We start from the raw sequence: 26,848 nt of genomic DNA on the forward strand, positions 1-26,848 counted from the left end.
CGGATCCGGCCCGACGGCGCCGGATCCGGCCCGCTCGATCGGGCCGGGTCTCGCCTCGATCGGCCGGGTCCCGCCTCGACCGGACCGGGCCTCGCCTCGGCCGGACTGGGTCCCGCCTCGACCGGGCCGGGCCTCGCCTCGGCCGGACCGGGACCGTGCCTCGGCCGAACCGGCTTCCGGCCGCGCCCGGGAAACACGACGAGGCCCGCCCCCGGATCGGGGACGGGCCTCGGGCGTCACTCAGGTGACCCGCTCAGGCGGGTCGGCGGTGAACCGAGCCGGTGGAACCGGACGTCAGCTCTGGCCGCCGGCCAGCTTCTCGCGGAGGGCGGCCAGCGCCTCGTCCGACGCCAGGGCGCCGGAGTTGTCGTCCGACTCCGAGGAGTACGAACCGCCGGACACGCCCGCCGAGCCACCGGCCGGGGCGGCGGCGCCACCCTCGGCAGCGGCGGCCTCGTCGGCCTCGCGGGACTTGATGACCTGGGCCTGGTGCTGCTCGAAGCGCTGCTGCGCCTCGGCGTACTGGGTCTCCCACGCCTCGCGCTGGGCCTCGTAGCCCGGCAGCCAGTCGTTGGTCTCCGGGTCGAAGCCCTCGGGGTAGATGTAGTTGCCCTGGTCGTCGTAGGACGCGGCCATGCCGTACAGGGTCGGGTCGAACTCGACCGACGCCGGGTCGGCACCGAAGGACTCGTTGGCCTGCTTGAGGGACAGCGAGATCCGGCGGCGCTCCAGGTCGATGTCGATGACCTTGACGAAGATCTCGTCGTTGACCTGGACGACCTGCTCCGGGATCTCCACGTGGCGCTCGGCCAGCTCGGAGATGTGGACCAGGCCCTCGATGCCCTCGTCCACGCGGACGAACGCACCGAACGGAACCAGCTTGGTGACCTTGCCCGGGACGACCTGACCGATCTGGTGCGTACGGGCGAACTGCTGCCACGGGTCCTCCTGCGTCGCCTTCAGCGACAGGGAGACACGCTCGCGGTCCATGTCCACGTCGAGAACCTCGACGGTGACCTCCTGGCCGACCTCGACAACCTCGGACGGGTGGTCGATGTGCTTCCAGGACAGCTCGGAGACGTGCACCAGGCCATCGACGCCACCCAGGTCCACGAACGCACCGAAGTTGACGATCGAGGAGACGACGCCGGAGCGGACCTGGCCCTTCTGCAGGGTGGTGAGGAACGTCTGGCGAACCTCGGACTGGGTCTGCTCCAGCCAGGCGCGGCGGGACAGAACCACGTTGTTGCGGTTCTTGTCCAGCTCGATGATCTTGGCCTCGAGCTCCTTGCCCACGTAGGGCTGGAGGTCGCGGACACGACGCATCTCGACCAGCGAGGCCGGCAGGAAGCCACGGAGGCCGATGTCGAGGATGAGACCACCCTTGACGACCTCGATGACGGTACCGGTGACGATGCCGTCCTCTTCCTTGATCTTCTCGATGGTGCCCCAGGCGCGCTCGTACTGGGCACGCTTCTTCGAGAGGATCAGGCGGCCTTCCTTGTCCTCCTTCTGGAGAACAAGGGCCTCGATCTCGTCGCCGACCTTGACGACCTCGTTGGGGTCGACGTCGTGCTTGATCGAGAGCTCGCGGCTCGGGATGACACCTTCGGTCTTGTAACCGATGTCGAGCAGGACCTCGTCCCGGTCGACCTTCACGATGACGCCGTCGACGATGTCGCCGTCGTTGAAGTACTTGATCGTCTCGTCGATCGCGGCGAGGAAGGCTTCCTCGTTACCGATGTCGTTGACCGCAACCTGCGGGGTGGTGGCGGTGGTCTCGGTGCTGCTCGTCATGTGGGAAAGGGCTCCGGTACGGACATTGAAGTCGTAGGTACTGCTACGCCGGGAGCCCTTATCGCAGCTGCAGAAGCCGGACAGCCTAGGAAGCGCCTCCGACGATGGGGGCGCCTCGACAACCGAGGGGGCATACAACAGATGCGAGCGCGACCTGCTCCGTCTGAGGCGCGCAGGCCCGCAGCGCAACCTTTAGCATACGGGGGCGGCCGGACAGGGTCAATGCGCGAAGCGCACACCCGGGGGCGGAACGCCGCATAACCGGCACGAGCCGGTCGTCCCGGCCTCCCGGACCGCCCGGAAAACCGGCCAGAACCGGCCCGCGGCGCGCCGGACCCCCGCGATACGGCACGGGCACCCGCACCTCGCGTTCCCCGGGCCACCCCCGGTCACACCGGGGCCGCCGGTCATACGGAACGATCTACGTGACACGGCAGCCACCCGCCGCGTCCCACGCGGTCGGCACAAGCCGACACAATCGGCCCGATCGGCCCGATCGGCACGGACGACACCATCGGCACGCACCCGGCACGGCCGCGGACACGACACACCCGACGCACACCGCACACCACGCACGACACGCCACGCACACACCGGCCCACGCGCGCACGCGCAAACTACGACGGCGGACGGAATGAGCCAAGACAGCCAGCACACCCCCGGACCCCGGTCCACGGACCTCCGCACCTCGGCGGAGCCGGCGGCCGGCGCCGCGCCGCACGGCGCCCCGCACACCGGGCCGGTGCCGCCCCCCGAGCCCGCGGCGGAACCGGAGGCCGTCCGCCGGCCCGCCGGGAACGCGGAGAGCAGCCGGGCCAACCGCGGCTGGTGGGACCGGAACGCCGACGAGTACCAGCGGGAGCACGGCGACTTCCTCGGTGACGACCGGTTCGTCTGGTGCCCGGAGGGCCTGGACGAGGCCGAGGCCGGGCTGCTCGGCGAGGTGGCCGGGCGGGATGTGCTGGAGATCGGCGCCGGAGCCGCGCAGTGCTCCCGCTGGCTGGCCGCGCGGGGGGCCAGGCCGGTCGCGCTGGACCTCTCGCACCGGCAGCTCCAGCACGCCCTGCGCATCGGCGGGGGCGTCCCGCTGGTGGAGGCGGACGCGGGCGCCCTGCCGTTCCGGGACGGCTCCTTCGACCTGGCCTGCTCGGCGTACGGGGCGCTGCCCTTCGTCGCGGACCAGGTGGGGGTCATGCGCGAGGTGCACCGGGTGCTGCGGCCCGGCGGGCGGTGGGTCTTCTCGGTGACCCATCCCATCCGGTGGGCGTTCCCGGACGAGCCGGGGCCCGAGGGTCTCTCGGTGGCCGCCTCGTACTTCGACCGCACCCCCTATGTCGAGCAGGACGAGGACGGGGAGCCGGTCTATGTGGAGCACCACCGCACCCTCGGGGACCGGGTGCGGGACGTGGTGGCGGGCGGGTTCCGGCTGGTGGACCTGGTCGAACCCGAGTGGCCGGAGTGGAACAGCCAGGAGTGGGGCGGCTGGTCGCCGCTGCGCGGACATCTGATCCCGGGCACGGTCGTCTTCGTCTGCGAGCGGGCGTGAGCCCGGTGCCGGAGGCCGGGCCGCCGGAGGCCGGATCGGCGGAGGCCGGATCGGCGGAGGCCGGATCGGCGCGTTACGGGGCTCCGGGGCGCCCGGGCCCGGCGGCGGTTCCGGGGAGCCCGGGATCTCCGGAGCGGCCGGTGTCCTCACCGGCGTCGGTACTGCCGGCGCTGTCGGCCCTCGGGGTGCGGCCGGCCGGGCTCGAGCTGCCGGTACGGGACGCGCTGCCCGCGCTGCTGGCGGCGCTGGACGGACCCGGCACCGCCGTGCTCTGCGCGCCGCCGGGCACCGGCAAGACCACCCTGGTCCCGCTCGCCCTCGCCGCCCGGGGCCTGCGGGTGGTGGTGGCCGAACCCCGGCGGATCGCCGCCCGGGCCGCGGCGCGCCGGATGGCCTGGCTGCTCGGGGAGCCGGTGGGCGGCCGGGTGGGCTTCACGGTGCGCGGGGAGCGGGTGGTCTCCCGGGAGACGGTGGTGGAGGTCGTCACCACCGGGGTGCTGCTCCAGCGGCTCCAGCGGGACCAGGAGCTGTCCGGGGTGGACGCGGTGATCCTGGACGAGTGCCATGAGCGGCACCTGGACGCCGACACGGTGGCCGCCTTCCTGCTCGATGTGCGCGAGACCCTCCGGCCCGGGCTGCGGCTGGTGGCGGCCTCCGCGACGACCGACGCGGCGGGCTGGGCCGGACTGCTCGGTGGCGCGCCGGTGGTGGAGGCCACCGGTACGGCCCACCCGGTGGAGGTGGTGTGGGCGCCGCCCGCCCGGCCGGTGCGGCCGCCGGACGGAATGCGGGTGGACCCGGCGCTGCTGGGCCATGTCGCCGCCGTGGTGCGGCGGGCGCTGGCCGAGCGTCCGGGGGACGTGCTCTGCTTCCTGCCCGGGGTGGGCGAGATCGCCCGGGTGGCCGGGCTGCTGTCCGGGGTTAAGGGGGTGGACGGGGTGGACGCGGAGCTGCTCCAGGTGCACGGCCGGGCGCCGGCCTCGGCACAGGACGCGGTGCTGGCGGGTCCGGCCGCCGGGCGGCGCCGGGTGGTGCTGGCCACGGCGGTGGCGGAGTCCTCGCTGACCGTGCCCGGGGTCCGGGTGGTGGTCGACGCGGGGCTGGCGCGGGAGCCCCGGACGGACCACGCCCGGGGGCTGGGCGCGCTCACCACCGTACGGGCCTCCCGGGCGGCCGCCCGCCAGCGCGCGGGCCGGGCGGGGCGGGAGGCTCCGGGCGCGGTGTACCGCTGCTGGGCGGAGGCCGAGCACGCCCGGCTGCCCGGCTTCCCGGCGCCGGAGATCCGGGTCGCGGATCTGACCGGGTTCGCCCTGCAGGCGGCCGTCTGGGGCGACCCGGCGGCGGCCGGGCTGGCGCTGCTGGACCCGCCGCCCGCCGGGGCGCTGGCCGCCGCCCGGTCGGTGCTGGCGGCGATCGGGGCGGTGGACGCGGCCGGGCGGGTCACCGGCCGGGGCACCCGGATGGCGCGGCTGGGCCTGCACCCCCGGCTGGCGCGGGCGCTGCTGGACGGGGCACCGCTGGTGGGGGCGCGGCGGGCCGCCGAGGTGGTGGCGCTGCTGAGCGAGGAGCCGCCGCGCGAGTACGGCGACGACCTCACGGCGGCCTGGCGCACGGCCCGCCGGGGCGGCGACGGCTACCCGGCGCGGTGGCGGCGGGAGGCCCGGCGGCTGGCCGGGCAGCTGCGCGAGGAGGGCGACGGCCGGGAGCGGGGCCCCCGTGACCAGCGGGGCCAGCGGGGCCAGCGGGACCAGCGGGACCAGCGGGACCAGCGGGACCAGCGGGACCAGCGGGACCAGCGGGACCAGCGGGACCAGCGGGACCAGCGGGACGACAGTGCCGGAGACCCCGGGGCGTACGACGACGTGGTGGCCGGGACGGTCGTCTCGCTGGCCTTCCCGGAGCGGGTGGCCAGGGCACGCGGGGGCGGGGCGTTCCTGATGGCCTCGGGCACCGGCGCCGAACCGGCCGCCGGCTCCCGGCTGGGCGCGGCGCCCTGGCTGGCCGTGGCGGTGGCCGACCGGCCGGCCCGGGCGGCGTCGGCCCGGGTGCGGCTGGCGGCGGTGACCGGGGAGGAGACGGCCCGGGCCGCCGCCGCCCATCTGCTGGTCACGGCGGAGGAGGTGCGGTGGCAGGACGGGGACGTGGTGGCCCGGTCGGTGGAACGGCTGGGCGCGGTGGAGCTCACCGTACGACCGCTCACCGCCCCGGACCCCGCCCTGCTCCGGGCGGCGCTGCTCGACGGGCTGGGCCGGGAGGGCCCCGGGGCGCTGCTCCACTGGTCGCGCGGGGCGCTGGAGCTGCGGGCGCGGCTGGACTTCCTGCACCGGACGGCCGGCGCGCCGTGGCCGGACGTCTCCGACCCGGCCCTGCTGGCCGGCGCGGAGAACTGGCTGGAGCCGGAGCTGTCCCGGGCCCGGCGGCGGGCCGACCTGGCGCGGATCGACGCCGGTCAGGCGCTGCGGCGGCTGCTGCCCTGGAGCACCGGCGAGGCGGCCCGGCTGGACGAACTGGCGCCCGAGCGGCTGGAACTGCCCGGCGGCACCCGGGTCCGGGTGGAGTACGGCGGGGAGCAGCCGGTGGTGGCGGCGAAGGTGCAGCAGTTGTTCGGGGTCACCTCGACGCCCCGGATCGCCGGTGTCCCGGTGCTGGTCCATCTGCTCTCCCCGGCCGGGCGCCCGGCGGCGGTCACGGCGGACCTCGCCTCCTTCTGGCAGGACGGCTACCGCGCCGTACGCGCCGAGCTGCGCGGCCGCTACCCCAAGCACGCCTGGCCGGAGGTCCCCCCGGGCCTCACCCGGGAGTGACAGCCGGGCCCTGCCGCGTACGGCCGCGTACCACCGCGTACGACCCGACAGCGATCGGCGCACCACCGCCCGCGGTGAACGCGGCCGCCGCCCGGCCCCAGGCGAAGGGGCGGGCGGCGGAGCCGTGGTGACGGCGAGTCAGGCGGCCGGTCCGGCCGGGGCCTCGGAGGAGCCGGACGTGCCCGGGGTCCCAGAGGTGCCCGGGGTCTCCGGGGTGCCGCCGGGGGCGGTGGCGGGCTCCACCGTGAGCTCCACGGTGAGCACCGCGCCGCCGGTGGCGGTGATCCGCAGCAGGTAGGTGCCGGTCCGGTCGCCCGCGTGGAGGGCGGGCAGCTTCAGCGTGCCGTCGGCGGCGGTGGTCAGCCCGGTGAGGGTGCGGACCGGGGCGCCCTTCTCGTCCGTGAAGAAGGGGCCCTTGTCGTTGGCGGAAGGATCGTCGGCCGACCTGACCAGGGTGGCGGTGACCGCGACCCGGCCGGCGGCGGCGCCCCGGTAGGCCGCCTTCACCACGACCGGGGCGGTGAACTCGGTGCCCGGGGCGGCCTTGAGCTCGGCCTCGTCGGCCCGGGCCAGCGTGTCGGCCTGGCGGGCGGTGACGGTGGCCCGGACGTCACGGGTGGCGACCGTCCGGCCGGTGACGGTGGCCCGGACGGTGAATCCGCCGGTCCGCTCGCCCGCCTGGAGCGCCGGCGCCACGGCGGTGCCGGCCGTCCCGGTGACGACGGTGACCACGGTCGCCCCCTGCGGGAAGCGGGCGTCGGTGGTGCCGACCAGTGCGAACCGGACCGGTACGCCGGCCACCGGCTTGCCCGCCTTGTCGATCGCCTTCACCGCCGGACGGCCGGCGAACCGGGTGCCGGCCATGGCGGTGAGCGGGCCGGTGCCCACGTCTTCGAGGCGTACCACCGTGTCGGCGGGCACCGGCTTGGGCGGGGTGGGAGTCGGCGTCGGCTTGTGCGGAGTCGGCGTGGGAGTGGGGGTCGGCGTCGGCTTGGCGGGGCCGGGGCCCGGCTTCGGCGCCGGGCCCGGCTTCGACGGCGTGGGCGACGGGATCACCGACGGGACGGGGAACGACGGGAAGCCGGGCGACGGGGTGATCACCGGGTCCGTCCCGGTGGCCGGGTCGTCGCTGCGGTCCACGGGCAGCGTGCCGGTGCCGTCCGGCACCCGGTGGCTGCCGCGCTGGTAGAACTCGAACCAGGTCAGCACCGTACGCAGGTACTCCTGCGAGTGGTTGTAGCTGAGGATCGCCCGGTCGAGGTCGTCCTTGAGGGCGAGGTCCCGCTTGTTGGCGCAGAGATACATCCCGGCGGCGCGAGCGGCGTCGTAGATGTTGTTGGGGTCCTTGCGCCCGTCGCCGTTGGCGTCCTGACCCCAGGTCTCCCAGGTGGAGGGGATGAACTGCAGGGGGCCGATCGCCCGGTCGTGCACGGTGTCGCCGTCGTAGGCACCGTGGTCGGTGTCGGTGATCCTGGCGAAGCCGACGCCGTTGAGGACCGGGCCCAGGATCGGCGAGAGCGTGGTGCCGTTGGCGTCCACCTGCCCCCCGCGCGCCTGGCCGGACTCCACCTTGCCGATGCCGGCGAGGAGTTGCCAGGGCAGCTTGCAGTCCGGGCGCTCGCTCTTCAGATACTCCTCGGCCTGCTGGTAGGCGGCGAGCACGGTGGCCGGGATGCCGGCCTCCGAGGAACCCGTGGCGGGCACGCCGGGCGAGGTGCCGGGCTTGGCGGGGGTGTGCAGCGGCGGAAGGTCCGTGTAGTACGGGGAGTTGCCGGTGGCCGAGCCGCCGGTGGCCGGCGGGGTGGCGTCGGAGGCCGGTTCACCACCGGTCGCGGCCGTCACACCGGGGGCCTGGGAGGCGGACAGGGCCGCCACCGCCGCGGCCGCCACCGCCGTGCTGGTCGCTCCCTTGCGCAGCCGGCTGCCGATGTGTACTGCCATGCGTCTGGTCCCTCCCCTTGGACGGCCGTCCGCGCTCCCCGCACGGATATACAGGCGTCCCAAGCCTTCCGCACCTTACGCCAACCGGGTCCGCCGCTGTACCGCCACCCCAGGCTGTTTCTCAGGTCTTCACCTTTTCCGCTCCCGCTCACCCACTTGCTCAGCCAGGTGTCCCGAGGACTCGTCACGGGGCGCGTCCGCGGTGGAGGCGGCCGGACGGCCCGTGCCGCAGACTGGGGGCGGGCCGGCCGGTGATCGGCCGGTGATCGGCGACAGAACCGGGGGACCTGGCACAATGCCCTTCACACTCAGTCATGCGGCGGCGGTACTGCCCGCGATGCGGCGGAACGGCACCGGGCGCGGCCCGCTGGTCGCCTCGGCACTGCTGGCCGGCTCCTTCGCCCCGGACGTCACCTACTTCGCGGACTCGGTGATCCCCGGCGCCATGGCCTTCGGCACCGTCACCCACGGCCTGCCGGGTGTGGTCACCGTGGACGCGGCCATCGCGTTCGCCCTGCTCGGTGCCTGGCTGCTGGTGCGTGAACCGCTGGTGGGGCTGCTCCCGGCGCGGTGGCGGGACCGGGTGTACTCGCTCGTACGGGGCCGGGGCCGGGGTGCGGGATCCGGCGGCCGGCGGGGGCTCGTGGCGGCGCTGTGGGTGTATGTCTCGGCGGTGCTGGGGGCGGTGACCCATGTGGTGTGGGACGCCTTCACCCACCCGGGCCGCTGGGGCGTCCGGCTGGTGCCGGCCCTGGAGGGCACGGCGGCCGGGCTGCCGGTCTACACCTATGTCCAGTACGGGAGTTCGGCGCTGGCCCTGGTGGCGCTGGTGTGGTTCACGGCCGGCGCCCTGCGGCGCGCGAACGCCGGGGCGGAGGCGGCCGGCACCGTACCGGTCCGGCTCCCCCGGGCGCCCCGGCCGGTGGCGGTGCTGCTGCTCGGCGGCGGGCTGGCGGCCGGGACGCTCCACCGGTGCCTGCGCTGGTACGCGTACTGGGGCAGGATCGAGACGCCGCTGGACATCGTGCCGACCGCCTGCTTCGGCGCGGGCACCGGGCTGGCGGCGGGGGTGCTGCTGTACGCCGCGGTGGCACGGCTCCGGTACCCGCGCGGTACGACGGTCCCGACGGCCCCGGAGGATGCGGGGCGGGGCGGCCGGGCGGCGGCCCCGGAGAGGCCCGGGCCGCCCGGGCCGTCGCCGGAGCACGCCGGAGACAACGAGGACACCGAGTCGGTCGGCGGCCGTTAGCGGACCACCGACCGGGCGCCCGGCACCCGTGCCACGACCGCCGACCGCAGGTGCGTGCCCACCGGCCGGTGCGGGCCCGGTGCCCACGCCCACCGGCCGGTACGGACCCCGGGTCCGTCCACCGGCCGGTGCGGGTCCCGGGCCCACCGGTCGTACGGGTCCGGGGCCACCGGTCGTACGGGTGGCTCAGTGCGCGGCGGACTCCCAGTCCGGGCCGACGCCCACCGACACGTCCAGCGGGGCGCGGAGCTCCACCGCGCCGGCCATCTCGTGGCGGACGATCCGCTCCACCTCGGTCCGCTCGCCGGGCGCCAGCTCCAGCACGATTTCGTCGTGCACCTGGAGCAGCATCCGGGAGGTGAGGCCCGCCTCGATCAGTGCCCGGTCCACGCCCAGCATGGCCACCTTGACGATGTCGGCGGCGGTGCCCTGGATGGGGGCGTTCAGCGCCATCCGCTCGGCCGCCTCCCGGCGCTGGCGGTTGTCGCTGTTGAGGTCCGGGAGGTACCTGCGGCGGCCCAGCATGGTCTGGGTGTAGCCGGTGGCCCGCGCCTCGTCCACCACCCGGCGGAGGTAGTCCCGGACGCCACCGAACCGCTCGAAGTAGGTGTCCATCAGGGCCCGGGCCTCGCCCGCGTCGATGTTCAGCTGCTGGGAGAGGCCGAACGCGGAGAGGCCGTAGGCGAGTCCGTACGACATGGCCTTGATCTTGCGGCGCATCTCGGCGTCCACCGCGTCCCGCCCGACCCCGAACACCTGGGAGGCGACGGTGGTGTGCAGGTCCTCGCCGGAGGTGAAGGCGTCGATCAGGCCCTGGTCCTCGGAGAGATGGGCCATCACCCGCAGCTCGATCTGGCTGTAGTCGGCCGTCATCAGGGCCTCGTACCCCTCGCCGACCACGAAGCCGTGCCGGATGGCGCGGCCCTCGTCGGTGCGGACCGGCACGTTCTGCAGGTTGGGCTCGGTGGAGGAGAGCCGGCCGGTGGCGGCGACGATCTGGCTGAAGGTGGTGTGGATCCGGCCGTCGGCGGCGATCGTCTTGATCAGCCCCTCGACGGTGGAGCGCAGCCGGGCCTGCTCGCGGTGGCGGAGCATGATCACCGGAAGCTCGTGCTCGGTCTGCGCGGCCAGCCAGGCCAGCGCGTCGGCGTCGGTGGTGTAGCCGGTCTTGGTCTTCTTGGTCTTGGGGAGGTTCAGCTCCCCGAAGAAGACCTCCTGGAGCTGCTTGGGCGAGCCGAGGTTGAACTCGTGGCCCACCGAGTCGTGCGCCTCCTTGACCGCCTGCTGGACGGCCCCGGCGAACTGCTGCTCCATCTTCTCCAGATGGGCCCGGTCGGCGGAGATGCCGGCCCGCTCCAGCCGGGCGAGCAGCGCGGAGGTGGGCAGCTCCACGTCGTGCAGCAGCCCGGTGGCGCCGACCTCTTCGAGCCGCCCGCCCAGCGCCTCCCCGAGGTCGAGCACGGCCCGGGCCTGGGACATCAGGGCGTCCGCCTCGGCCTGCTCGTCGGTGCCGAAGGCGAGCTGGCCGTCGGCGGCGGCCGGGGCCAGCTCGCGGTGCAGGTACTCGACGGAGAGGGCGTCCAGCGCGAAGGAGCGGCGGCCGGGCTTGACCAGGTAGGCGGCGAGGGCGGTGTCCATGGTGATGCCCTCGACGCGCCAGCCGTGCTCGGGGAAGACCCGCAGCACGTCCTTGGCGTTGTGCAGCACCTTGGGCCGGGCCGGGTCGGCCAGCCAGGCGGCGAAGGCCCGGTCGTCGGCCTCGTCCAGCCGGGTGGTGTCGAACCAGGCGGCCGGGCCGTCGGCGGTGGCGAGCGCGATCTCGCTGACATCGCCGACGCCCAGCGCCCAGGCGGCGACGGTGGCGACGCCGAGCGGCCGGTCGCCGTGCCGCTCCAGCCAGGGGCCCAGCTCGCCGGCGCCCAGCACCGCGCCGTCCAGCTCGATCCCGGCCTCGGGGGCCGGGGGCTCCTCCTCGACGGCGCCCGGGTCGACCGCGAGCAGCCGCTCCCGGAGGCTGGGGTTGCGGATCTCCAGGACCTCCAGGAAGCCCTTGAGCGCCGACCGGTCGTACGGCGAGCGCTCCAGGTCGGCCACGGCCTTCGGCAGCTCGACGTCCCGGACCAGCTCGGTGAGGTGGCGGTTGAGCTTGACGGCCTCCAGGTGGTCCCGGAGGGCCTGGCCGGCCTTGCCCTTCACCTCGTCGGCGCGCTCGACCAGCTCGGCGAAGGAACCGAACTGGCTGATCCACTTGGTGGCGGTCTTCTCACCGACGCCCGGGATGCCGGGCAGATTGTCGGACGGGTCGCCGCGCAGGGCGGCGAAGTCCGGGTACTGCTGGGGCGAGAGCCCGTACTTCTCCCGCACCTTGTCCGGGGTGAACCGGGTCAGCTCGGAGACGCCCTTGGTCGGGTAGAGCACGGTGACGTGGTCGGAGACGAGCTGGAAGGAGTCCCGGTCGCCGGTGACGATCAGCACCTCGAAGCCGGCCGCCTCGGCCTGGGTGGCAAGGGTGGCGATGATGTCGTCCGCCTCGAAGCCGTCCACCGCGAACCGGACGGCGTTCATGGTGTCGAGCAGCTCCCCGATCAGCTCGACCTGTCCCTTGAACTCGTCGGGGGTCTTGGAGCGGTTCGCCTTGTACTCCGGGAAGTCCTGGGAGCGCCAGGTCTTCCGGGAGACGTCGAACGCCACCGCGAAGTGCGTGGGCTGCTCGTCACGCAGGGTGTTGGCCAGCATCGACGCGAAGCCGTAGATGGCGTTGGTCGGCTGGCCGCCCGCGGTGGTGAAGTTCTCCGCGGGCAGCGCGAAGAACGCCCGGTAGGCCAGCGAGTGCCCGTCCATGAGGAGCAGTCGGGGACGGTTCTCCGGGGTCTTCGGGCTCTTCGGAGGCTGGTCTGGAGTCTTCTTCGATGCTGTCTCGGCCACGGGGACGATCCTGCCACGGACCGCCGACAATCCCCGACCCGCGCCCGGCCCCGCCGCCGCCCGGGCCGCGCCGACCCGGGCCGACGGCTCCCCCCACCCGGCGGCGACGGCCGTCCGGGCCGTCGCCCGCCCGGTCCGGCCGGGGCAGCGTCCGGGGCCACCGCCGGCCCGGCGGGCGATCCGGCCCGGCGGGCGGCCCCGGCATGGCCCGGCGGGCGACCCGGCTCGGCTGGGGCCCGCGCCCGGCCACCTGGACTCCCGGCCGGGGCCCAGCCCGGGTGGGCCGGGCGCCCGGATGGCCGGGAGTCACCCGCGCTCGCGCCCTTGTCGGTGGGGCGTGACAGGATCGGAGACGTAGCCGTGCAGCCGTATGTCCCCGGTCGTCGCCCGCGCGGGGGTCGGAGCCGTACGGCCCACGGGTACGCGGCGTACCGACGTGAAACGGCGTACACCGCGTACACCCTGTACACCGCGCACGCCGGTTGACATCCGCAACGCGGTGTACCACCGACACGCACCGGCGTATGCGCGCCGATCGACCGCGGCAGCGGGGAGAGCGAGGGGGAGCCCGATGGCCAGCAAGCCGCCGGCAGGGGATCCGGTCCAGGACGCGCCGCGGGTCGAGGAGCCGCATCACGCGGCGGCCGGGCTGCCCGCGATCGGGCACACCCTCCGGATGTCGCACGCCCAGATGGGGCTCGCCCGCACCGCCCGGACGCTCCTCCGGGTGAACCAGAAGCAGGGCTTCGACTGCCCCGGCTGCGCCTGGCCGGAGGGCGACAAGCGGCATGTCGCGGAGTTCTGCGAGAACGGCGCCAAGGCGGTGGCCGAGGAGGCCACGCTCCGCCGGGTCACCCCCGACTTCTTCGCCGGGCACCCGGTGGCGGAGCTGGCCGAGCGCAGCGGCTACTGGCTGGGCCAGCAGGGCCGGCTCACCCATCCGATGCTGCTGGACGCGGGCGCCGACCGGTACACGCCGGTGAGCTGGGAGGACGCCTTCGCGCTGATCGCGGAGGAGCTGACCGCGCTGGACTCCCCCGACGAGGCGGTCTTCTACACCTCGGGGCGGACCAGCAACGAGGCGGCGTTCCTGCTCCAGCTCCTCGCCCGGGAGTTCGGCACCAACAATCTGCCGGACTGCTCCAACATGTGCCACGAGTCCTCCGGCTCCGCCCTGGTCGAGACGATCGGGGTCGGCAAGGGCAGCGTCTCGCTGGAGGACCTCCACCGGGCGGATCTGATCGTGGTCGCCGGGCAGAATCCGGGCACCAACCACCCCCGGATGCTCTCGGCGCTGGAGAAGGCGAAGGAGTCCGGGGCGCGGATCATCACGGTCAACCCGCTGCCCGAGGCCGGTCTTGAGCGGTTCAAGAACCCGCAGACCCCGCAGGGGATGCTCCGGGGCACGGCGCTCACCGATCTCTTCCTCCAGGTGCGCATCGGCGGCGACCAGGCCCTCTTCCGGCTGCTCAACAAGCTGATCCTGGAAACCCCGGGCGCGGTGGACGAGGAGTTCGTCCGGGCGCACACCCATGGCTTCGAGGAGTTCACCGCCGCCGCCCGGGCGGCCGACTGGGACGAGACCCTGGCGGCCACCGGGCTGGAGCGCGCCGAGATCGAGCGGGCGCTGACGATGGTGCTCTCCTCGGAGCGGACCATCGTCTGCTGGGCGATGGGGCTGACCCAGCACAAGCACGCGGTGCCGACCATCCGCGAGGTGGTCAACTTCCTGCTGCTGCGCGGCAACATCGGCCGGCCGGGTGCCGGGGTGTGTCCGGTCCGGGGCCACTCCAACGTCCAGGGCGACCGCACGATGGGCATCTTCGAGCGGCCCGCCGCGGCCTTCCTGGACGCGCTGGACAAGGAGTTCGGCATCGTCTCGCCCCGGCACCACGGCTATGACGTGGTGCGTTCCATCGAAGCCATGCGGGACGGCCGGGCGAAGGTCTTCCTCGCGATGGGCGGCAACTTCGTCGGCGCCACCCCGGACACGGCGGTCACCGAGGCGGCGATGCGCCGGGCGCGGCTGACCGTGCACGTCTCCACCAAGCTGAACCGCTCGCACGTGGTGACCGGCGCCCGGGCGCTGATCCTGCCGACGCTGGGGCGCACCGACAAGGACGTGCAGCGGGCCGGGCGGCAGTTCGTGACGGTGGAGGACTCGATGGGCCTGGTGCACGCCTCGCGCGGCAACCTGCCGCCCGCGAGCCCCTATCTGCTCTCCGAGCCGGCCATCGTGGCGCGGCTGGCCCGGGCGGTGCTGGGCGCGGGCTCGGCCACGCCCTGGGAGGAGTTCGAGCACGACTACGCCGCGATCCGGGACCGGATCGGCCGGGTGGTGGCCGGCTTCGAGGACTTCAACGCGCGGATCGCCCGGCCCGGCGGCTTCGCCCTGCCGCATCCGCCGCGCGACGAGCGGCGCTTCCCCACCGCCACCGGCAAGGCGAACTTCACCGCCGCCCCGGTCGAGTACCCCCGGGTGCCCGAGGGCCGGCTGCTGCTCCAGACGCTGCGCTCGCACGACCAGTACAACACCACGATCTACGGGCTGGACGACCGCTACCGGGGGATCAGAGGCGGCCGCCGGGTGGTGCTGGTCCACCCGGAGGACGCGCGGGAGCGGGGCCTCGCCGACGGGGCGTACGCGGACCTGGTGAGCGAGTGGACCGACGGCACCGAGCGCCGGGCGCCCGGCTTCCGGGTGGTGCACTACCCGACGGCGCGCGGGTGCGCCGCCGCGTACTACCCGGAGACCAATGTGCTGGTGCCGCTGGAGGCCACGGCGGATGTGAGCAACACCCCCGCGAGCAAGTCGGTGATCGTGCGTCTGGAACAATCGCCGTCCGCCTGAGCACGCGCTCAGGTACGAGCCGGTGATACGGACCACGGGCCCGCGCGTACGGCCTGTTCCGGCGGGCTGGGCCGGGGCCCGTCCGGTCACGGCCGCCGCCGACGGCGACAACGACGACGCAGACAACGAAGAACGGAGCCGGGCCCATGGGTGAGCAGACCACCGTGAAGTTCCCGCAGGAGGTCCTGGACGAGTACACCGCGCTCGGTGTGGACCTCCCCGCGCTGTTCTCCGCCGGGAACCTCGGCACCCGGATGGGGGTCCAGGTGCGGGAGGCCTCGGCCGAGCGGGTGGTGGGCACCATGCCGGTGGAGGGCAACACCCAGCCGTACGGGCTGCTGCACGGCGGGGCCTCGGCGGTGCTGGCCGAGACGCTCGGCTCGGTCGGCGCCATGCTGCACGGCGGCCCCGCGAAGGTCGCCGTCGGCGTGGACCTGAACTGCACCCACCACCGGGGCGTGCGGAGCGGCACGGTGACCGGGGTCGCCACGCCCGTCCACCGGGGCCGCTCCACGGCGACGTACGAGATCGTCATCACCGACGAGCAGGACAAGCGGGTCTGCACCGCCCGGCTGACCTGCATGCTCCGGGAGCTCCCCGCCCCGGGGACGGACGGGACCGGGGCGGGGGCCTCGGCGGGCTGACCGCCCCGCGCGGCCGGACCGCCGCTCGCGGGCCCGCCACGGACCGCCGCCCGGCGCCCCGGCCCCGGACGGCGGGAGGGCCGCTCCCGTGCCCGGCCGCGTACCCGCCTCGCGAGGCCGGACGGCCCCGGGCCGCGCGTCCGCCCCGTACGCCGGTCCCGGCTTCCCGGAGCCGGCCGTACGGACGGCCAGGGCGCCCGGACGGCCCGGTGGACGGGCACTCGCGCCCACCGGGCCCCCGCCCGCGCACCGGCCCCGGCCGCGTACCCGCCCGGTACGGCCGGACGGCCGGTCAGCCGCCGGCCGGGGCCACCGGGAGGGTGACGGAGCTGACGCCGGTGCGGACGGTCAGCCGGGTGCCGGCCGGGTGGCGCAGGGTGTAGTCGTGGTCGGTCGAGATCAGCACCACACCGAGCCGGTGGCCCTTTCTGACCACGTAGTCCTGCGGCTGCAGCTCCCAGGAGAGGGCGTACTCGCGTCCCTCGGTCACCGGGGTCTGCCGGGCCGGGGAGAGCCGGTTGCGGACGTCCAGCCAGCCCCGGGTGACGATCTTGAAGTCGGCCGTCTCCGTCCGGTGCCGGGTCCGGTAGGCGCAGCCGGTGTCACCCGGCACGCCCTCGCCGTAGCAGACCAGCTGGTCCGGGTCGGTCACCGTGCCCGCCGTCGCCCGGGTGTCCCGGCCGTAGTCGACCAGCAGCGCGGTGGCGTACGGCGAGGTGCCGTCCAGCGCGGCCCGCACCGAGACGGTCGGGGTGCCGCTGATCCGCAGGTCCCGGTCGAGCGGCGGGGTGGTGTAGGCGAGCCGGTCGGCCCTCACCGTGTCCGGGTCGGGCACCAGCCGCTCGGCGGGCACGGTGCGGCCGGCGTCCACCAGGGTCTGGCGCACCGGGCGCCCCGGGCCGCGCGCGAGGGTGCCGTCCTGGTTCAGCCGCAGGGTCAGGTCCCGGGTGCCGCGCTCCGGCCAGCGGGACTGGCTCCGCCAGCCGAAGTCGGCCTGCTCCACCTCGACCCGGGGGCCGTCGAGGGCGCCGCTGTCCAGGTCGTACAGGAAGTGGTCGAACCACTGGCCCAGCCGGTCCAGCCAGGCCTCCATCCGCAGCGGCATCGGATTGATGTGCCCGCCCTGGTGGAGCCAGAGGGTGCGGGGCACCCCGTGCCGGCCCAGCTCCTCCCAGAGCCGGGCGGCGTGCCGGGTCTTGACGTTCCAGTCGTTGAGGCCGTGCACCAGGAAGACGCCGGCCCTGATCCGCCCCACGTCCCTGAGGTAGTCCCGCTCCCGCCAGAAGCGCGTGTAGTCGCCGGTGGCCCGGTCCTGCCCGGCGGTGAGCCGGTCCAGCGCCGGGCGGCAGATCTCCCGGTCGGCGCGGCTGTAGACGGCCTTGGCGAGCACGTCGGCGTCCTCGCCCTGGTAGCCGCCGGGGGCGACGACCCCACCGCCCGCGCGGTAGTAGTCGTACCAGGAGGAGATGGCGGAGATCGGCACGATCGCCTTCAGCCCCTCGACCCCGGTGGTGGCCACGGCCGTGGGCAGGGTGCCGTTGTACGAGATGCCCATCATCGCCGCGTTGCCGGTGGACCAGGAGGCGGTGACCGGCCGGCCCTCCGGGTCCCACCCCCGGGCCCGGCCGTTCAGCCAGTCCACCGCCGCCTTGGCGCCGAGGCTCTCCGCGCGGGCGCCGGAGAGCGGGCAGCCGGTGGAGCCGCCGGTGCCGAGGGAGTCCAGCTGGGCGACGGCGTAGCCGCGTGGCAGGAAATAGTTGTCGGTGTAGCCGGGGAAGACGACGGCGGCCCCGTCCGGCGCCAGGTCCTGGCGCTGCCCCGCCCCCGCCGGTTCGGCCGTCTCCCGGGCCCGGCCGTCGAGGAGGCCGGGCAGCCGGTACGGACCCGCCGGGTGGCGGGCCGGCAGTCCGTCCTCGTCCACGTCCACCGGATGGAAGGGGGCGTCGTTGCCGCCGCCCCAGTAGGGGCTGGCCTCGATGACGGTGGCCACCTTCAGTCCGGCGCCGGTCTCCTTGGGGCGCAGGATCCGCATCCGGACGGTGTCCCGGCTGCCGTCTCCGTCGCTGTCCGTGTCCGTTTCGATGTCCACCTGCTGAGACAGCGCATCGGCGCGGGAGAAGACGGGCTGAGTCCGCCCGTGCTCGATCCGCAGTTCGGGGGCCGCGCCGGTGGCGCTCGCGGTGGTTGGCGGAAAAACGCCGACCAGACTCGCGGCGATCGCCGCGACACCGAGTCGGCGGGCCGTGCGGGGGCCGTGTGCCGGGGTGGGTCTCACCATCGTGCCTGCCTCCTGAGGAGTGGGGGGTGACGCGCGCGCGGGTGGCGCGGGGACATTCCACCGCTTCCTCATCGACAACACCAGAGCGCCCAACCACCCGCAGTTCACCCTCAGTTGACCATTCCACCCGGCCGTGACACCCCGTGCCGGGGCCGTCGGGTCGCCCATACGCCCGCCCCGGCCACCCGAAAGGCGGCAGTGGCCGCCGACCCCCCGCCCCGCGCCCGGGCACTCCGCCCACCAGCCGCCAACTACCCGCTTTCGCGAGGTATTTCGCACTCCGGACCCGGCACTTCGCTCACCGGACACCACCCCGGACGGAAGGCTCCACCGGCCCGGAGCACGGGACTTCGGCCAAAAGGCCCTCCGACCGGCCGGACGGCACCCCCGGCACATCCGTCCGCGCAGTTCACACCGGCACCGGCGCCCCGGTCCGCCCGGGAGCGCCCGCCGTCCGGGCGAACCGCCCGGGCGGGGCCCTCCCGGAGGCGTCCCACGGAGCGACCGGCCACGCGCCACACCCCCGCCCGCCCCACCAGAACGGCCAGCTCCACTATCACTCTCCGTAATGATGAGCGGAGACGCTCACCCTTCTCCGAAGACCCGCCGACGCCCCCGGACACCTGGCGATCACACTTCCCCCACATGCCGCCCGACCCCTCGCCGTAAGCAGCATGACGCCCTCAAGCCCCTTAGCGGAACTGGGCGTTCTCGCCCTATGAGATTCCGGCTCGCCACGCCAGGACCGGTGTACGAGGCACTCACCGACACCGATTGTTCACGTCATAACAAGAAAGTCACATCCTGTCGCTGGCGCTCCCGGCCCGGCCCCGGCTGCGCTTAGAGTCACGGCCAGTCACCGCGCCGCCGGGAGCGTCCACCGCTCGGCCCTGCTCCACCGGTATGTCCCGGCCCCCATTCACGTACGCCCCGGCCAAGGAGACGGCACCTCGACTTCCGAGGGGGCCGCGCCTGGGAAAGGATTCATCGTGCGACACCGTTCCTTGCTGATAATCGCCTCCGTGGTCACCACGGGAGCACTCACCCTCACCGCTTGCGGTTCGCGCGACGCCAAGGGCTCGGACTCCGCCGGCGGAGGTGGCACCACCGTCGTCATCGGGGTGGACGCGCCGCTGACCGGCGATCTCTCCGCGCTGGGGCTCGGTATCAAGAACTCGGTGGACCTCGCGGTCAAGCAGGCCAACGAGAAGGGTTACGTCAAGGGCGTCACCTTCGAGATCAACGCGCTGGACGACCAGGCCCAGCCCTCCTCCGGCCAGCAGAACGCCACCAAGCTGGTGGCCGACAAGAACGTCCTCGGCGTGGTCGGCCCGCTGAACTCCTCGGTGGCCGAGTCGATGCAGAAGGTCTTCGACGACGCCAAGCTGGTGCAGGTCTCCCCCGCCAACACCTCGCCCTCGCTGAGCCAGGGCCAGAACTGGAACGGCGGCGAGAAGAAGCGCCCGTTCGCCTCGTACTTCCGCACCGCCACCACGGACGCCATCCAGGGTCCGTTCGCCGCGCAGTACCTGGTCAACACCGCCAAGAAGAAGAAGGTCTTCCTGATCGACGACAAGAAGACCTACGGCGCCGGTCTGGCCGCCACCTTCAAGGCGGAGTACACCAAGCTCGGCGGCACGGTGGCCGGCGAGGACCACGTGGACCCGGAGACCAAGGACTTCTCCTCGGTCGTCACCAAGATCAAGAGCTCCGGTGCCGATGTCGTCTACTACGGCGGCGAGTACCCGGCCGCCGGTCCGCTGAGCAAGCAGATCAAGAAGGCGGGCGCCAAGATCCCGCTGGTCGGCGGCGACGGCATCTACAGCGCCGACTTCATCAAGCTCTCCGGCAAGGAGGGCGAGGGCGACCTCGCCACCTCGGTCGGCGCCCCGGTGGAGACGCTGCCCTCCGCCAAGGACTTCGTCGCCAACTACAAGAAGGCCGGCTACAAGGACCGCTACGAGGCGTACGGCGGCTACTCCTACGACGCCGCCTGGGCGATCATCGAGGCCGTCAAGAAGCTGGTGGACGACAACGGCGGCAAGCTGCCCGACGGCGCTCGCGGCAAGGTCATCGAGGCCATGAAGGGTGTCTCCTTCGACGGTGTGACCGGCAAGGTCTCCTTCGACGAGTTCGGTGACACCACCAACAAGCAGCTCACCGTCTACCAGTACAAGGGCGGCGCCTGGGCCCCCGTGAAGTCCGGCACCCTCGGCTGACCCGGCCGGCCGGCCACTCCGGTCACGACGACCGGCCGCTCCGGTCACGACGGCCGGCCTGTCTCCGGTCACGACGGCCGGCCACTCCGGTCACACCTCTTCTGGCCGCGCGGGGCGCATCCACCCGATCGCCCCGCGCGGCGTCACACCCGGCGAAAGACTTCGGAGGACCTGCGGTGAACGAACTGCCGCAACAGCTGGTCAACGGCCTGCTACTCGGATCGATGTACGGGCTCGTCGCCATTGGCTACACGATGGTCTACGGCATCGTCCAGCTCATCAACTTCGCCCACGGCGAGATCTTCATGACCGGCGGGTTCGGCGCCCTGACGGTCTGGCTCATGCTTCCCGGCGGCACCACCCTCTGGCTGGCGCTGCCCCTCATGATCATCGGCGCGATCATCGTCGCCGTCACCATCGCCGTCGGGGCGGAACGATTCGCCTACCGCCCGCTGCGGGGCGGCCCCCGGCTCGCGCCGCTCATCACCGCCATCGGCCTCTCGCTCGCGCTCCAGCAGGCGGTGTGGGCCTGGTACCCCGAGGCGAAGTCCTCCCGGTCGTTCCCGGAGATCCCGGGCGGGCCGTACCACCTCGGTCCGATCACCATCCAGACCGGTGACATCTTCCTGCTGGTGGCCGCGCCGGTCTCGATGGCGATCCTCGGCTACTTCGTGATGCGCACCCGCACCGGCCGGGGCATGCAGGCCACCGCGCAGGACCCGGACACCGCCAAGCTGATGGGCATCAACACCGACCGGATCATCGTGGTCGCGTTCGCCCTGGGCGCCGCCTTCGCCGCGATCGGGGCCGTCGCCTACGGCCTCAAGTACGGCGAGGTGCAGTTCCGGATGGGCTTCCTGCTGGGCCTCAAGGCGTTCACCGCCGCGGTCCTCGGCGGCATCGGCAACATCTACGGCGCCATGATCGGCGGCATCGCCCTGGGCGTGGCCGAGACCCTGGCGGCCGCGTACATCAGCGAGATCCCGGGCATGCAGCAGCTCGGCGGTCAGTCCTGGGCCAACGCCTGGGCGTTCGTACTCCTCATCCTCGTGCTCCTCTTCCGGCCCCAGGGCCTGCTGGGCGAGCGCGTCGCGGACAGGGCGTGACCACCATGACCACCACCGACACCACCACGCCGGACACCCCGCGCCCCCCGAAGGCCGTCCCGGCCACCGTGCCCGCCCCGGCCGCCGGACTGATACCGCTCCCCGCCCGTCTCGGCCGGGCCGCCGCCACCGGGGGCGGCGCTCTCACCGTGCTCTCCGCCTTCCTCTCCTGGACCTGGACGTCCGCCTTCCCCGGCGATCTCACCGTCTACGGCTACCCCGGCGGGCTCCAGTGGCTCGTGCTCGTCTCCGGCGCGCTCACCACGCTGTTCGGGATCGCCTCGTACGGGGTGAGGGGCACCCGCTGGCTGGTGCCGGCCGGCGCCGACGCGGCCATCCGGTTCGCCGCGCTGGCCGCCTTCGCCACCGCCTGGTTCACCGTGATCGCCATCTGCGTCCAGCTCGGCGGTGTGATCAACCTGGAGCCGGGCGGCCATGTGGTCGCCGTCGCCTCCCTGGTCGCGCTGCTCGGCGCGCTGGCGCTGCCCTTCGAGCGGCCCGCCGCCGAGCCGGCCGACCCCGACGACGGCGGTCTCGACCGGCTCCGGCACGAGTCCCGCACCCGCTGGGCGACGGTCCGCGCGGCCTTCGCCGCCGGGACCCCCGCCGCCCCGGCCCGGAAGCTGCCGTCCTGGGCCGAGATCCTGATCCTCGCCGGGGTGCTGGCGGGCGGTCTGATCGTCTTCACCTACGGCATCACCACCGAGTACGACGAGCTGTTCACCGGCTTCCTGATCACCGCCGGCTTCGGCTTCGCCGCGCTCGGCAAGGCCGGACTGATCGCCCGCGCCTCCGCGCTGGCGGCCCGGCACCGCAATGTGGCCATGGTCGGCGCCTTCGTGGCCGCCGCCGCGTTCCCCTTCACCCAGAGCGACGACCAGTACGCCACCATCGGCGTCAACATCCTGATCTTCGCCACGGTGGCCCTGGGCCTCAACATCGTGGTCGGCCTCGCCGGGCTGCTCGACCTCGGTTACGTCGCCTTCCTCGGCGTCGGCGCCTACGCCGCCGCCATGGTCTCCGGCTCCCCGTCCTCGCCGTTCGGGCTGCATCTGCCCTTCTGGGCGGCGATGCTGATCGGTGCCGCCGCCTCCATGGTCTTCGGCGTCCTCATCGGCGCCCCCACCCTCCGGCTGCGCGGCGACTACCTGGCGATCGTCACCCTCGGCTTCGGTGAGATCTTCCGGATCGCCGTCCTCAACACGGACGGCACGTCCGGCCCGGACATCACCAACGGCTCCAACGGCATCTCCTCGATCCCGAACCTCGACATCCTCGGCTTCGACTTCGGCGCCGAGCACAGCGTCGGCGGGCTCACCGTGGGCCGGTTCGCCAACTACTTCTTCCTGATGCTGCTGGTCACCCTGATCATCGTGGTGGTCTTCCGGCGCAGCGCCGAGTCCCGCATCGGCCGGGCCTGGGTCGCCATCCGGGAGGACGAGACCGCGGCGCTCGCCATGGGGATCAACGGCTTCCGGGTCAAGCTGATCGCCTTCGCCCTCGGCGCCACCCTCGCCGGACTGGCCGGCGCCGTGCAGGCGCACGTCACGTACACGGTGACCCCGGAGCAGTACCAGTTCGCCCACGCGGTGCCGCCCAACTCGGCGTTCCTGCTCGCCGCCGTCGTCCTCGGCGGCATGGGCACCATCAGCGGACCGCTGGTCGGCGGGGCGCTGCTCTTCCTGATCCCGGCGAAGCTCCAGTTCCTGAGCGACTACCAGCTCCTCGCCTTCGGGCTCGCGCTGATCCTGCTGATGCGGTTCCGGCCGGAGGGGCTCATCCCCAACCGCCGCCGCCAGCTGGAGTTCCACGAGGACCAGGAAGCGCCCGCCACCCTGAGCAAGGCAGGTGCCTGACCATGACCACCTCCACCATCACCCCGCCGCCCGCGGCCCCGCCGGTCACCGGCGAGACCGTGCTCGACGCCCGCGGTGTGACCATGCGGTTCGGCGGGCTGACCGCCGTGCGCTCGGTCGACCTCACGGTGGGCGCGGGCGAGATCGTCGGCCTGATCGGCCCCAACGGCGCGGGCAAGACCACCTTCTTCAACTGCCTGACCGGCCTGTACGTCCCCACCGAGGGCGAGGTCCGGTACAAGGGCACGGTGCTGCCGCCGAAGTCGTTCAAGGTGACGGCCGCCGGCATCGCCCGTACTTTCCAGAACATCCGGCTCTTCGGCAATATGACGGTGCTGGAGAACGTGCTGGTCGGCCGGCACACCCGGACCAAGGAGGGCCTCTGGTCCGCCCTGCTGCGGGGCCCCGGCTTCCACAAGGCCGAGGCGGCTTCCCGGGCCCGCGCCCTGGAGCTGCTGGAGTTCGTCGGACTCGCCGCCAAGGCCGAGCACCTGGCCAGGAACCTCCCCTACGGCGAGCAGCGCAAGCTGGAGATCGCCCGCGCCCTCGCCAGTGAGCCGGGGCTGCTGCTGCTCGACGAGCCCACCGCGGGCATGAACCCGCAGGAGACCCGGACCACCGAGGAACTGGTCTTCGCCATCCGGGACATGGGGATCGCGGTGCTGGTCATCGAGCACGACATGCGGTTCATCTTCAATCTCTGCGACCGGGTCGCCGTGCTGGTCCAGGGCCAGAAGCTGATCGAGGGCGACAGCGAGACGGTGCAGGGCGACGAGCGGGTGATCGCCGCCTATCTGGGCGAACCCTTCGAGGGCGCGCCCGGCAAGGAAGAGGCCGCCGAGGTGGCCGCCGCCGAGGCCGCCCACGAGGCGGAGACCGGAGCCGTCGCCGCGCCCGCGCCGTCCGGCACGGCGGCGGAGGCCGAGCCCACGCAGGCCGTGCCCGCGCCGGTAGCGGCCGAGCCCGCGCCGGAAACCGGACCCGCGCCGGCTCCCGGCCTCGGGCCCGTACCCGCTCCGGAGGCCGAACCGGCGGCGGGCGCCGCGCGGCCCGGTGCCGCGCCCACGAAGGCCGAGGCCCCGGGCGCCGTGTCCGAGGAGCCCCCGGCCGCACGTCCCGGCAAGGAGAACGACCGATGACCGCCCTGCTCGAAGTCGAGGACCTGCGCGTCGCCTACGGCAAGATCGAGGCCGTGAAGGGCATCTCCTTCACCGTGGACGCCGGTGAGGTCGTCACCCTCATCGGCACCAACGGCGCCGGCAAGACGACCACCCTGCGCACCCTCTCCGGCCTGCTCAAGCCGGTCGGCGGCCAGATCAAGTTCAACGGCAGATCGCTGCGGAAGGTCCCGGCGCACCAGATCGTCTCGCTGGGGCTCGCCCACTCCCCCGAGGGGCGGCACATCTTCCCCCGGATGACGATCGAGGACAATCTGCTCCTCGGTGCCTTCCTCCGCAGCGACAAGGCGGGCATCGAGCAGGACGTCCAGCGCGCCTACGACCTGTTCCCCATCCTCGGGGAGCGCCGGAAGCAGGCGGCCGGCACCCTCTCCGGCGGTGAGCAGCAGATGCTCGCCATGGGCAGGGCGCTGATGTCGCGGCCCAAGCTGCTGATGCTGGACGAGCCCTCCATGGGCCTCTCCCCGATCATGATGCAGAAGATCATGGCGACCATCGCGGAGCTCAAGACGCAGGGCACCACCATTCTGCTGGTCGAGCAGAACGCCCAGGCCGCGCTGGCCCTGGCCGACCACGGCCATGTGATGGAGATCGGCAAGGTCGTCCTCTCCGGCACCGGCCGGGATCTGCTGCACGACGAGTCGGTGCGCAAGGCGTACCTGGGCGAGGACTGAGCAGGTCCGGTACACCCGCCTACGAGCGGCGGCGTCACCGGTTCGTCCGGTGGCGCCGCCGCCTCGTCTCCTCAAGAACGGCTCCGGCCGCCCCCGGGGTCACCCTTCCTGCCGGACCCGCATGGCGTCCTTCTTGGCGCGGTTGCCGCACGTTCCCATCGAGCACCAGCGGCGCGACCGGCCGCGACTGGTGTCGAGGAAGACCGCCACGCACCCGCTCCCGGCGCACACCTTGACCGTGCCGGTGCGTACACCGCCGAGGGTCTCGACGGCGTCGGCGGCCAGGACGGCCAGGGCGGACCGGGCCGGCGACGCGCCCGGGAAGCGCCAGTGGACACCGGTGTCACCGAGCACCCGGTACGCGTCGTTGCGCGCGGCCCATGCGTTGATGTGCTCGCGGTCCGCCCCGGCAGGGCGTTCTCCGCTCGCGACGGACCGCGCGGCCCGGTAGATCGCCTCGCGCAGTTCCCGCGCCTCGCGCAACAACTCCTCGTCCACCGAGGGCGGTTCTCCGGATTCCCCCGCGCCGAGTCCGGCGGTGGCGAGCCACTCGGCGAGGTCCGCCGGACGGCGCAGCCGCTCCCGGGGCGCCGGGGCGAGCCGGTCGGCCGCCGTCTTGGTGAAGCGCAGGCACAGGGGCTGGGATTCCGCCCCCGTCCGCGCGCTGTCCGCCACCGCCACACTCTCTCCTTCCGCCACCGCCACGCCCGCTCGTTCCGCCACCACGAGGAACCACGTTAGCCAGTTCGGGGAGACTCTGCTACGTTCCTGAACCATCTTAGACGGTTCAACCGGTTCCACTGGTTTCCAGGGAGAACGCGATGCCTCTTGCCCCACCCGCGCCCGTGACCGGATTCGGCACCGTCACGGCGGTGCCCGACCTGCCGCCCGGCTTCACCGAACGGTTCCGCAGCCATCGGTACGACCTCGGCGGCCTCGCCCTGCACGCCGTCACGGGCGGCTCGGGGCCGGCGCTGCTCCTGGTGGGCGGCTGGCCGCAGTTCTGGTGGCAGTGGCGCAAGGTGATGCTGCCGCTCGCCGAGCACTTCTCGGTGGTCGCGGTGGACCCGCGCGGAGTCGGCCGCTCCGACCTGCCGGAGACCGGGTACGACAGCACCACGGCGGCGACGGATCTCGCCCGGCTGATGACCGCGCTGGGCCACGAGAGCTTCGGGGTGGCCGGCCATGACGTCGGCATGATGCTGGCCTACGCGCTCGCCGCCGACCATCCCACCAGGGTCACCCGGCTCGTCCTGGCGGAGGCCGCCCTGCCCGGCATCTCCGACGACCCCGGCGCCCTCCCGCCGTCGAACCGTCCGGTCGAGGCCGCCTGGCACTTCATGTTCAACCGGCTGGCCTCCGTCAACGAGAAGCTGGTCGAGGGGCGCGAGGACATCTACTACCGGGACCAGTTCGCCGTGAAGGGGGCCACGCCCGACGCCATGCCGGCCGATGTCGTCGGTGTCTATGTCGACGCGCTCCGCCGGCCGGGCGCCCTGCACGCGAGCTTCCAGTACTACCGGGCCCTGGACGCGACGATCGCCCAGAACCGGGAGCGGGTGCGGGCCGCTCTGCCGATGCCCGTGCTGGCCGTCGGCGGCGGCGCCTTCCGGGGCGCCGCCGTCGCCCGGGACGTGCGGCGTGTCGCCACCGAGGTGACCGAGCTGGTGATCGAGGGCTGCGGGCACTACGTGCCCGAGGAGGCGCCGGACGCCCTCGTCGCGGCGCTGCTGTCGTTCTTCGGCGAGCGCGCGTGACACGGCGGCCGTCGGCGGGCCCG

At 73.7% G+C, this 26,848-nt stretch carries 16 protein-coding genes; 11 read left to right on the forward strand and 5 right to left on the reverse strand.

The annotated features are described in order from the left end of the window. Positions 1-294 precede the first annotated feature (294 nt). On the reverse strand, positions 295-1,797 hold the full coding sequence (gene rpsA / locus NX801_RS17235) for a 30S ribosomal protein S1 (RefSeq protein WP_258788621.1): 1,503 nt from the start codon (positions 1,795-1,797) through the stop codon (positions 295-297). A 634-nt stretch (positions 1,798-2,431) separates the two neighbouring features. Here rpsA and NX801_RS17240 point away from each other — a divergent pair. After that, the gene (locus tag NX801_RS17240) at positions 2,432-3,343 is read left to right on the forward strand and encodes a class I SAM-dependent methyltransferase (RefSeq protein WP_258788622.1); all 912 of its coding nucleotides are present in this window, start codon (positions 2,432-2,434) and stop codon (positions 3,341-3,343) included. A gap of 185 nt (positions 3,344-3,528) precedes the next feature. Further along, on the forward strand, positions 3,529-6,147 hold the full coding sequence (locus tag NX801_RS17245) for an ATP-dependent RNA helicase (RefSeq protein WP_428986171.1): 2,619 nt from the start codon (positions 3,529-3,531) through the stop codon (positions 6,145-6,147). A 138-nt stretch (positions 6,148-6,285) separates the two neighbouring features. Here NX801_RS17245 and NX801_RS17250 read toward each other — a convergent pair whose 3' ends face one another. Beyond that, positions 6,286-8,088, reverse strand: coding sequence for a lytic transglycosylase domain-containing protein (locus NX801_RS17250; RefSeq protein WP_258788624.1), 1,803 nt, complete (start codon positions 8,086-8,088; stop codon positions 6,286-6,288). Between the two features lie 295 nt (positions 8,089-8,383). Between NX801_RS17250 and NX801_RS17255 the strand changes: the two genes are divergently transcribed. Beyond that, complete coding sequence (locus NX801_RS17255) at positions 8,384-9,337, forward strand: DUF4184 family protein (protein ID WP_258788625.1); 954 nt, start codon at positions 8,384-8,386, stop codon at positions 9,335-9,337. A 186-nt stretch (positions 9,338-9,523) separates the two neighbouring features. Here NX801_RS17255 and polA read toward each other — a convergent pair whose 3' ends face one another. After that, entirely contained in the window at positions 9,524-12,262 is a 2,739-nt protein-coding gene (gene polA / locus NX801_RS17260; RefSeq protein WP_428986166.1) for a DNA polymerase I, read from the reverse strand. Positions 12,263-12,833: 571 nt separating this feature from the next. On the opposite strand from polA, the gene NX801_RS17270 reads away from it, so the two are divergent. Further along, on the forward strand, positions 12,834-15,113 hold the full coding sequence (locus NX801_RS17270; RefSeq protein ID WP_258788626.1) for an FdhF/YdeP family oxidoreductase: 2,280 nt from the start codon (positions 12,834-12,836) through the stop codon (positions 15,111-15,113). 146 nt (positions 15,114-15,259) lie between these two features. Continuing rightward, positions 15,260-15,757 carry a PaaI family thioesterase gene (locus NX801_RS17275; protein ID WP_258788628.1) on the forward strand — a complete coding sequence of 166 codons (498 nt, stop codon included), beginning with the start codon at positions 15,260-15,262 and terminating at the stop codon, positions 15,755-15,757. Between the two features lie 292 nt (positions 15,758-16,049). Here NX801_RS17275 and NX801_RS17280 read toward each other — a convergent pair whose 3' ends face one another. Then, entirely contained in the window at positions 16,050-18,035 is a 1,986-nt protein-coding gene (locus NX801_RS17280; RefSeq protein ID WP_258788629.1) for a Xaa-Pro dipeptidyl-peptidase, read from the reverse strand. A gap of 989 nt (positions 18,036-19,024) precedes the next feature. On the opposite strand from NX801_RS17280, the gene NX801_RS17285 reads away from it, so the two are divergent. The 5 genes from NX801_RS17285 to NX801_RS17305 all read left to right on the forward strand — a co-directional run bounded on the left by NX801_RS17285 (position 19,025) and on the right by NX801_RS17305 (position 25,068). Continuing rightward, on the forward strand, positions 19,025-20,254 hold the full coding sequence (locus NX801_RS17285) for a branched-chain amino acid ABC transporter substrate-binding protein (RefSeq protein WP_258788630.1): 1,230 nt from the start codon (positions 19,025-19,027) through the stop codon (positions 20,252-20,254). Between the two features lie 176 nt (positions 20,255-20,430). Then, positions 20,431-21,360, forward strand: a complete 930-nt coding sequence (locus NX801_RS17290) for a branched-chain amino acid ABC transporter permease (protein ID WP_258788631.1) — start codon at positions 20,431-20,433, stop codon at positions 21,358-21,360. Beyond that, positions 21,357-23,216 (forward strand): branched-chain amino acid ABC transporter permease, encoded by a 1,860-nt coding sequence (locus NX801_RS17295; RefSeq protein ID WP_258788632.1) that lies wholly within the window; start codon positions 21,357-21,359, stop codon positions 23,214-23,216. Before NX801_RS17290 ends, NX801_RS17295 begins: the two co-directional genes overlap by 4 nt. A gap of 2 nt (positions 23,217-23,218) precedes the next feature. Then, entirely contained in the window at positions 23,219-24,355 is a 1,137-nt protein-coding gene (locus NX801_RS17300) for an ABC transporter ATP-binding protein (RefSeq protein ID WP_258788633.1), read from the forward strand. Next, entirely contained in the window at positions 24,352-25,068 is a 717-nt protein-coding gene (locus tag NX801_RS17305; protein ID WP_258788634.1) for an ABC transporter ATP-binding protein, read from the forward strand. Before NX801_RS17300 ends, NX801_RS17305 begins: the two co-directional genes overlap by 4 nt. 99 nt (positions 25,069-25,167) lie before the next feature. Here the strand turns inward: NX801_RS17305 and NX801_RS17310 are convergent, their stop codons facing one another. Beyond that, positions 25,168-25,743, reverse strand: a complete 576-nt coding sequence (locus NX801_RS17310; RefSeq protein ID WP_258788635.1) for a CGNR zinc finger domain-containing protein — start codon at positions 25,741-25,743, stop codon at positions 25,168-25,170. Positions 25,744-25,889: 146 nt separating this feature from the next. On the opposite strand from NX801_RS17310, the gene NX801_RS17315 reads away from it, so the two are divergent. Beyond that, the gene (locus tag NX801_RS17315; protein WP_258788636.1) at positions 25,890-26,825 is read left to right on the forward strand and encodes an alpha/beta fold hydrolase; all 936 of its coding nucleotides are present in this window, start codon (positions 25,890-25,892) and stop codon (positions 26,823-26,825) included. Positions 26,826-26,848: the final 23 nt, after the last annotated feature.

Origin of the sequence: Streptomyces pyxinae (genome assembly GCF_024756275.1) — a bacterium.
Lineage (GTDB): Bacteria > Actinomycetota > Actinomycetes > Streptomycetales > Streptomycetaceae > Streptomyces > Streptomyces pyxinae.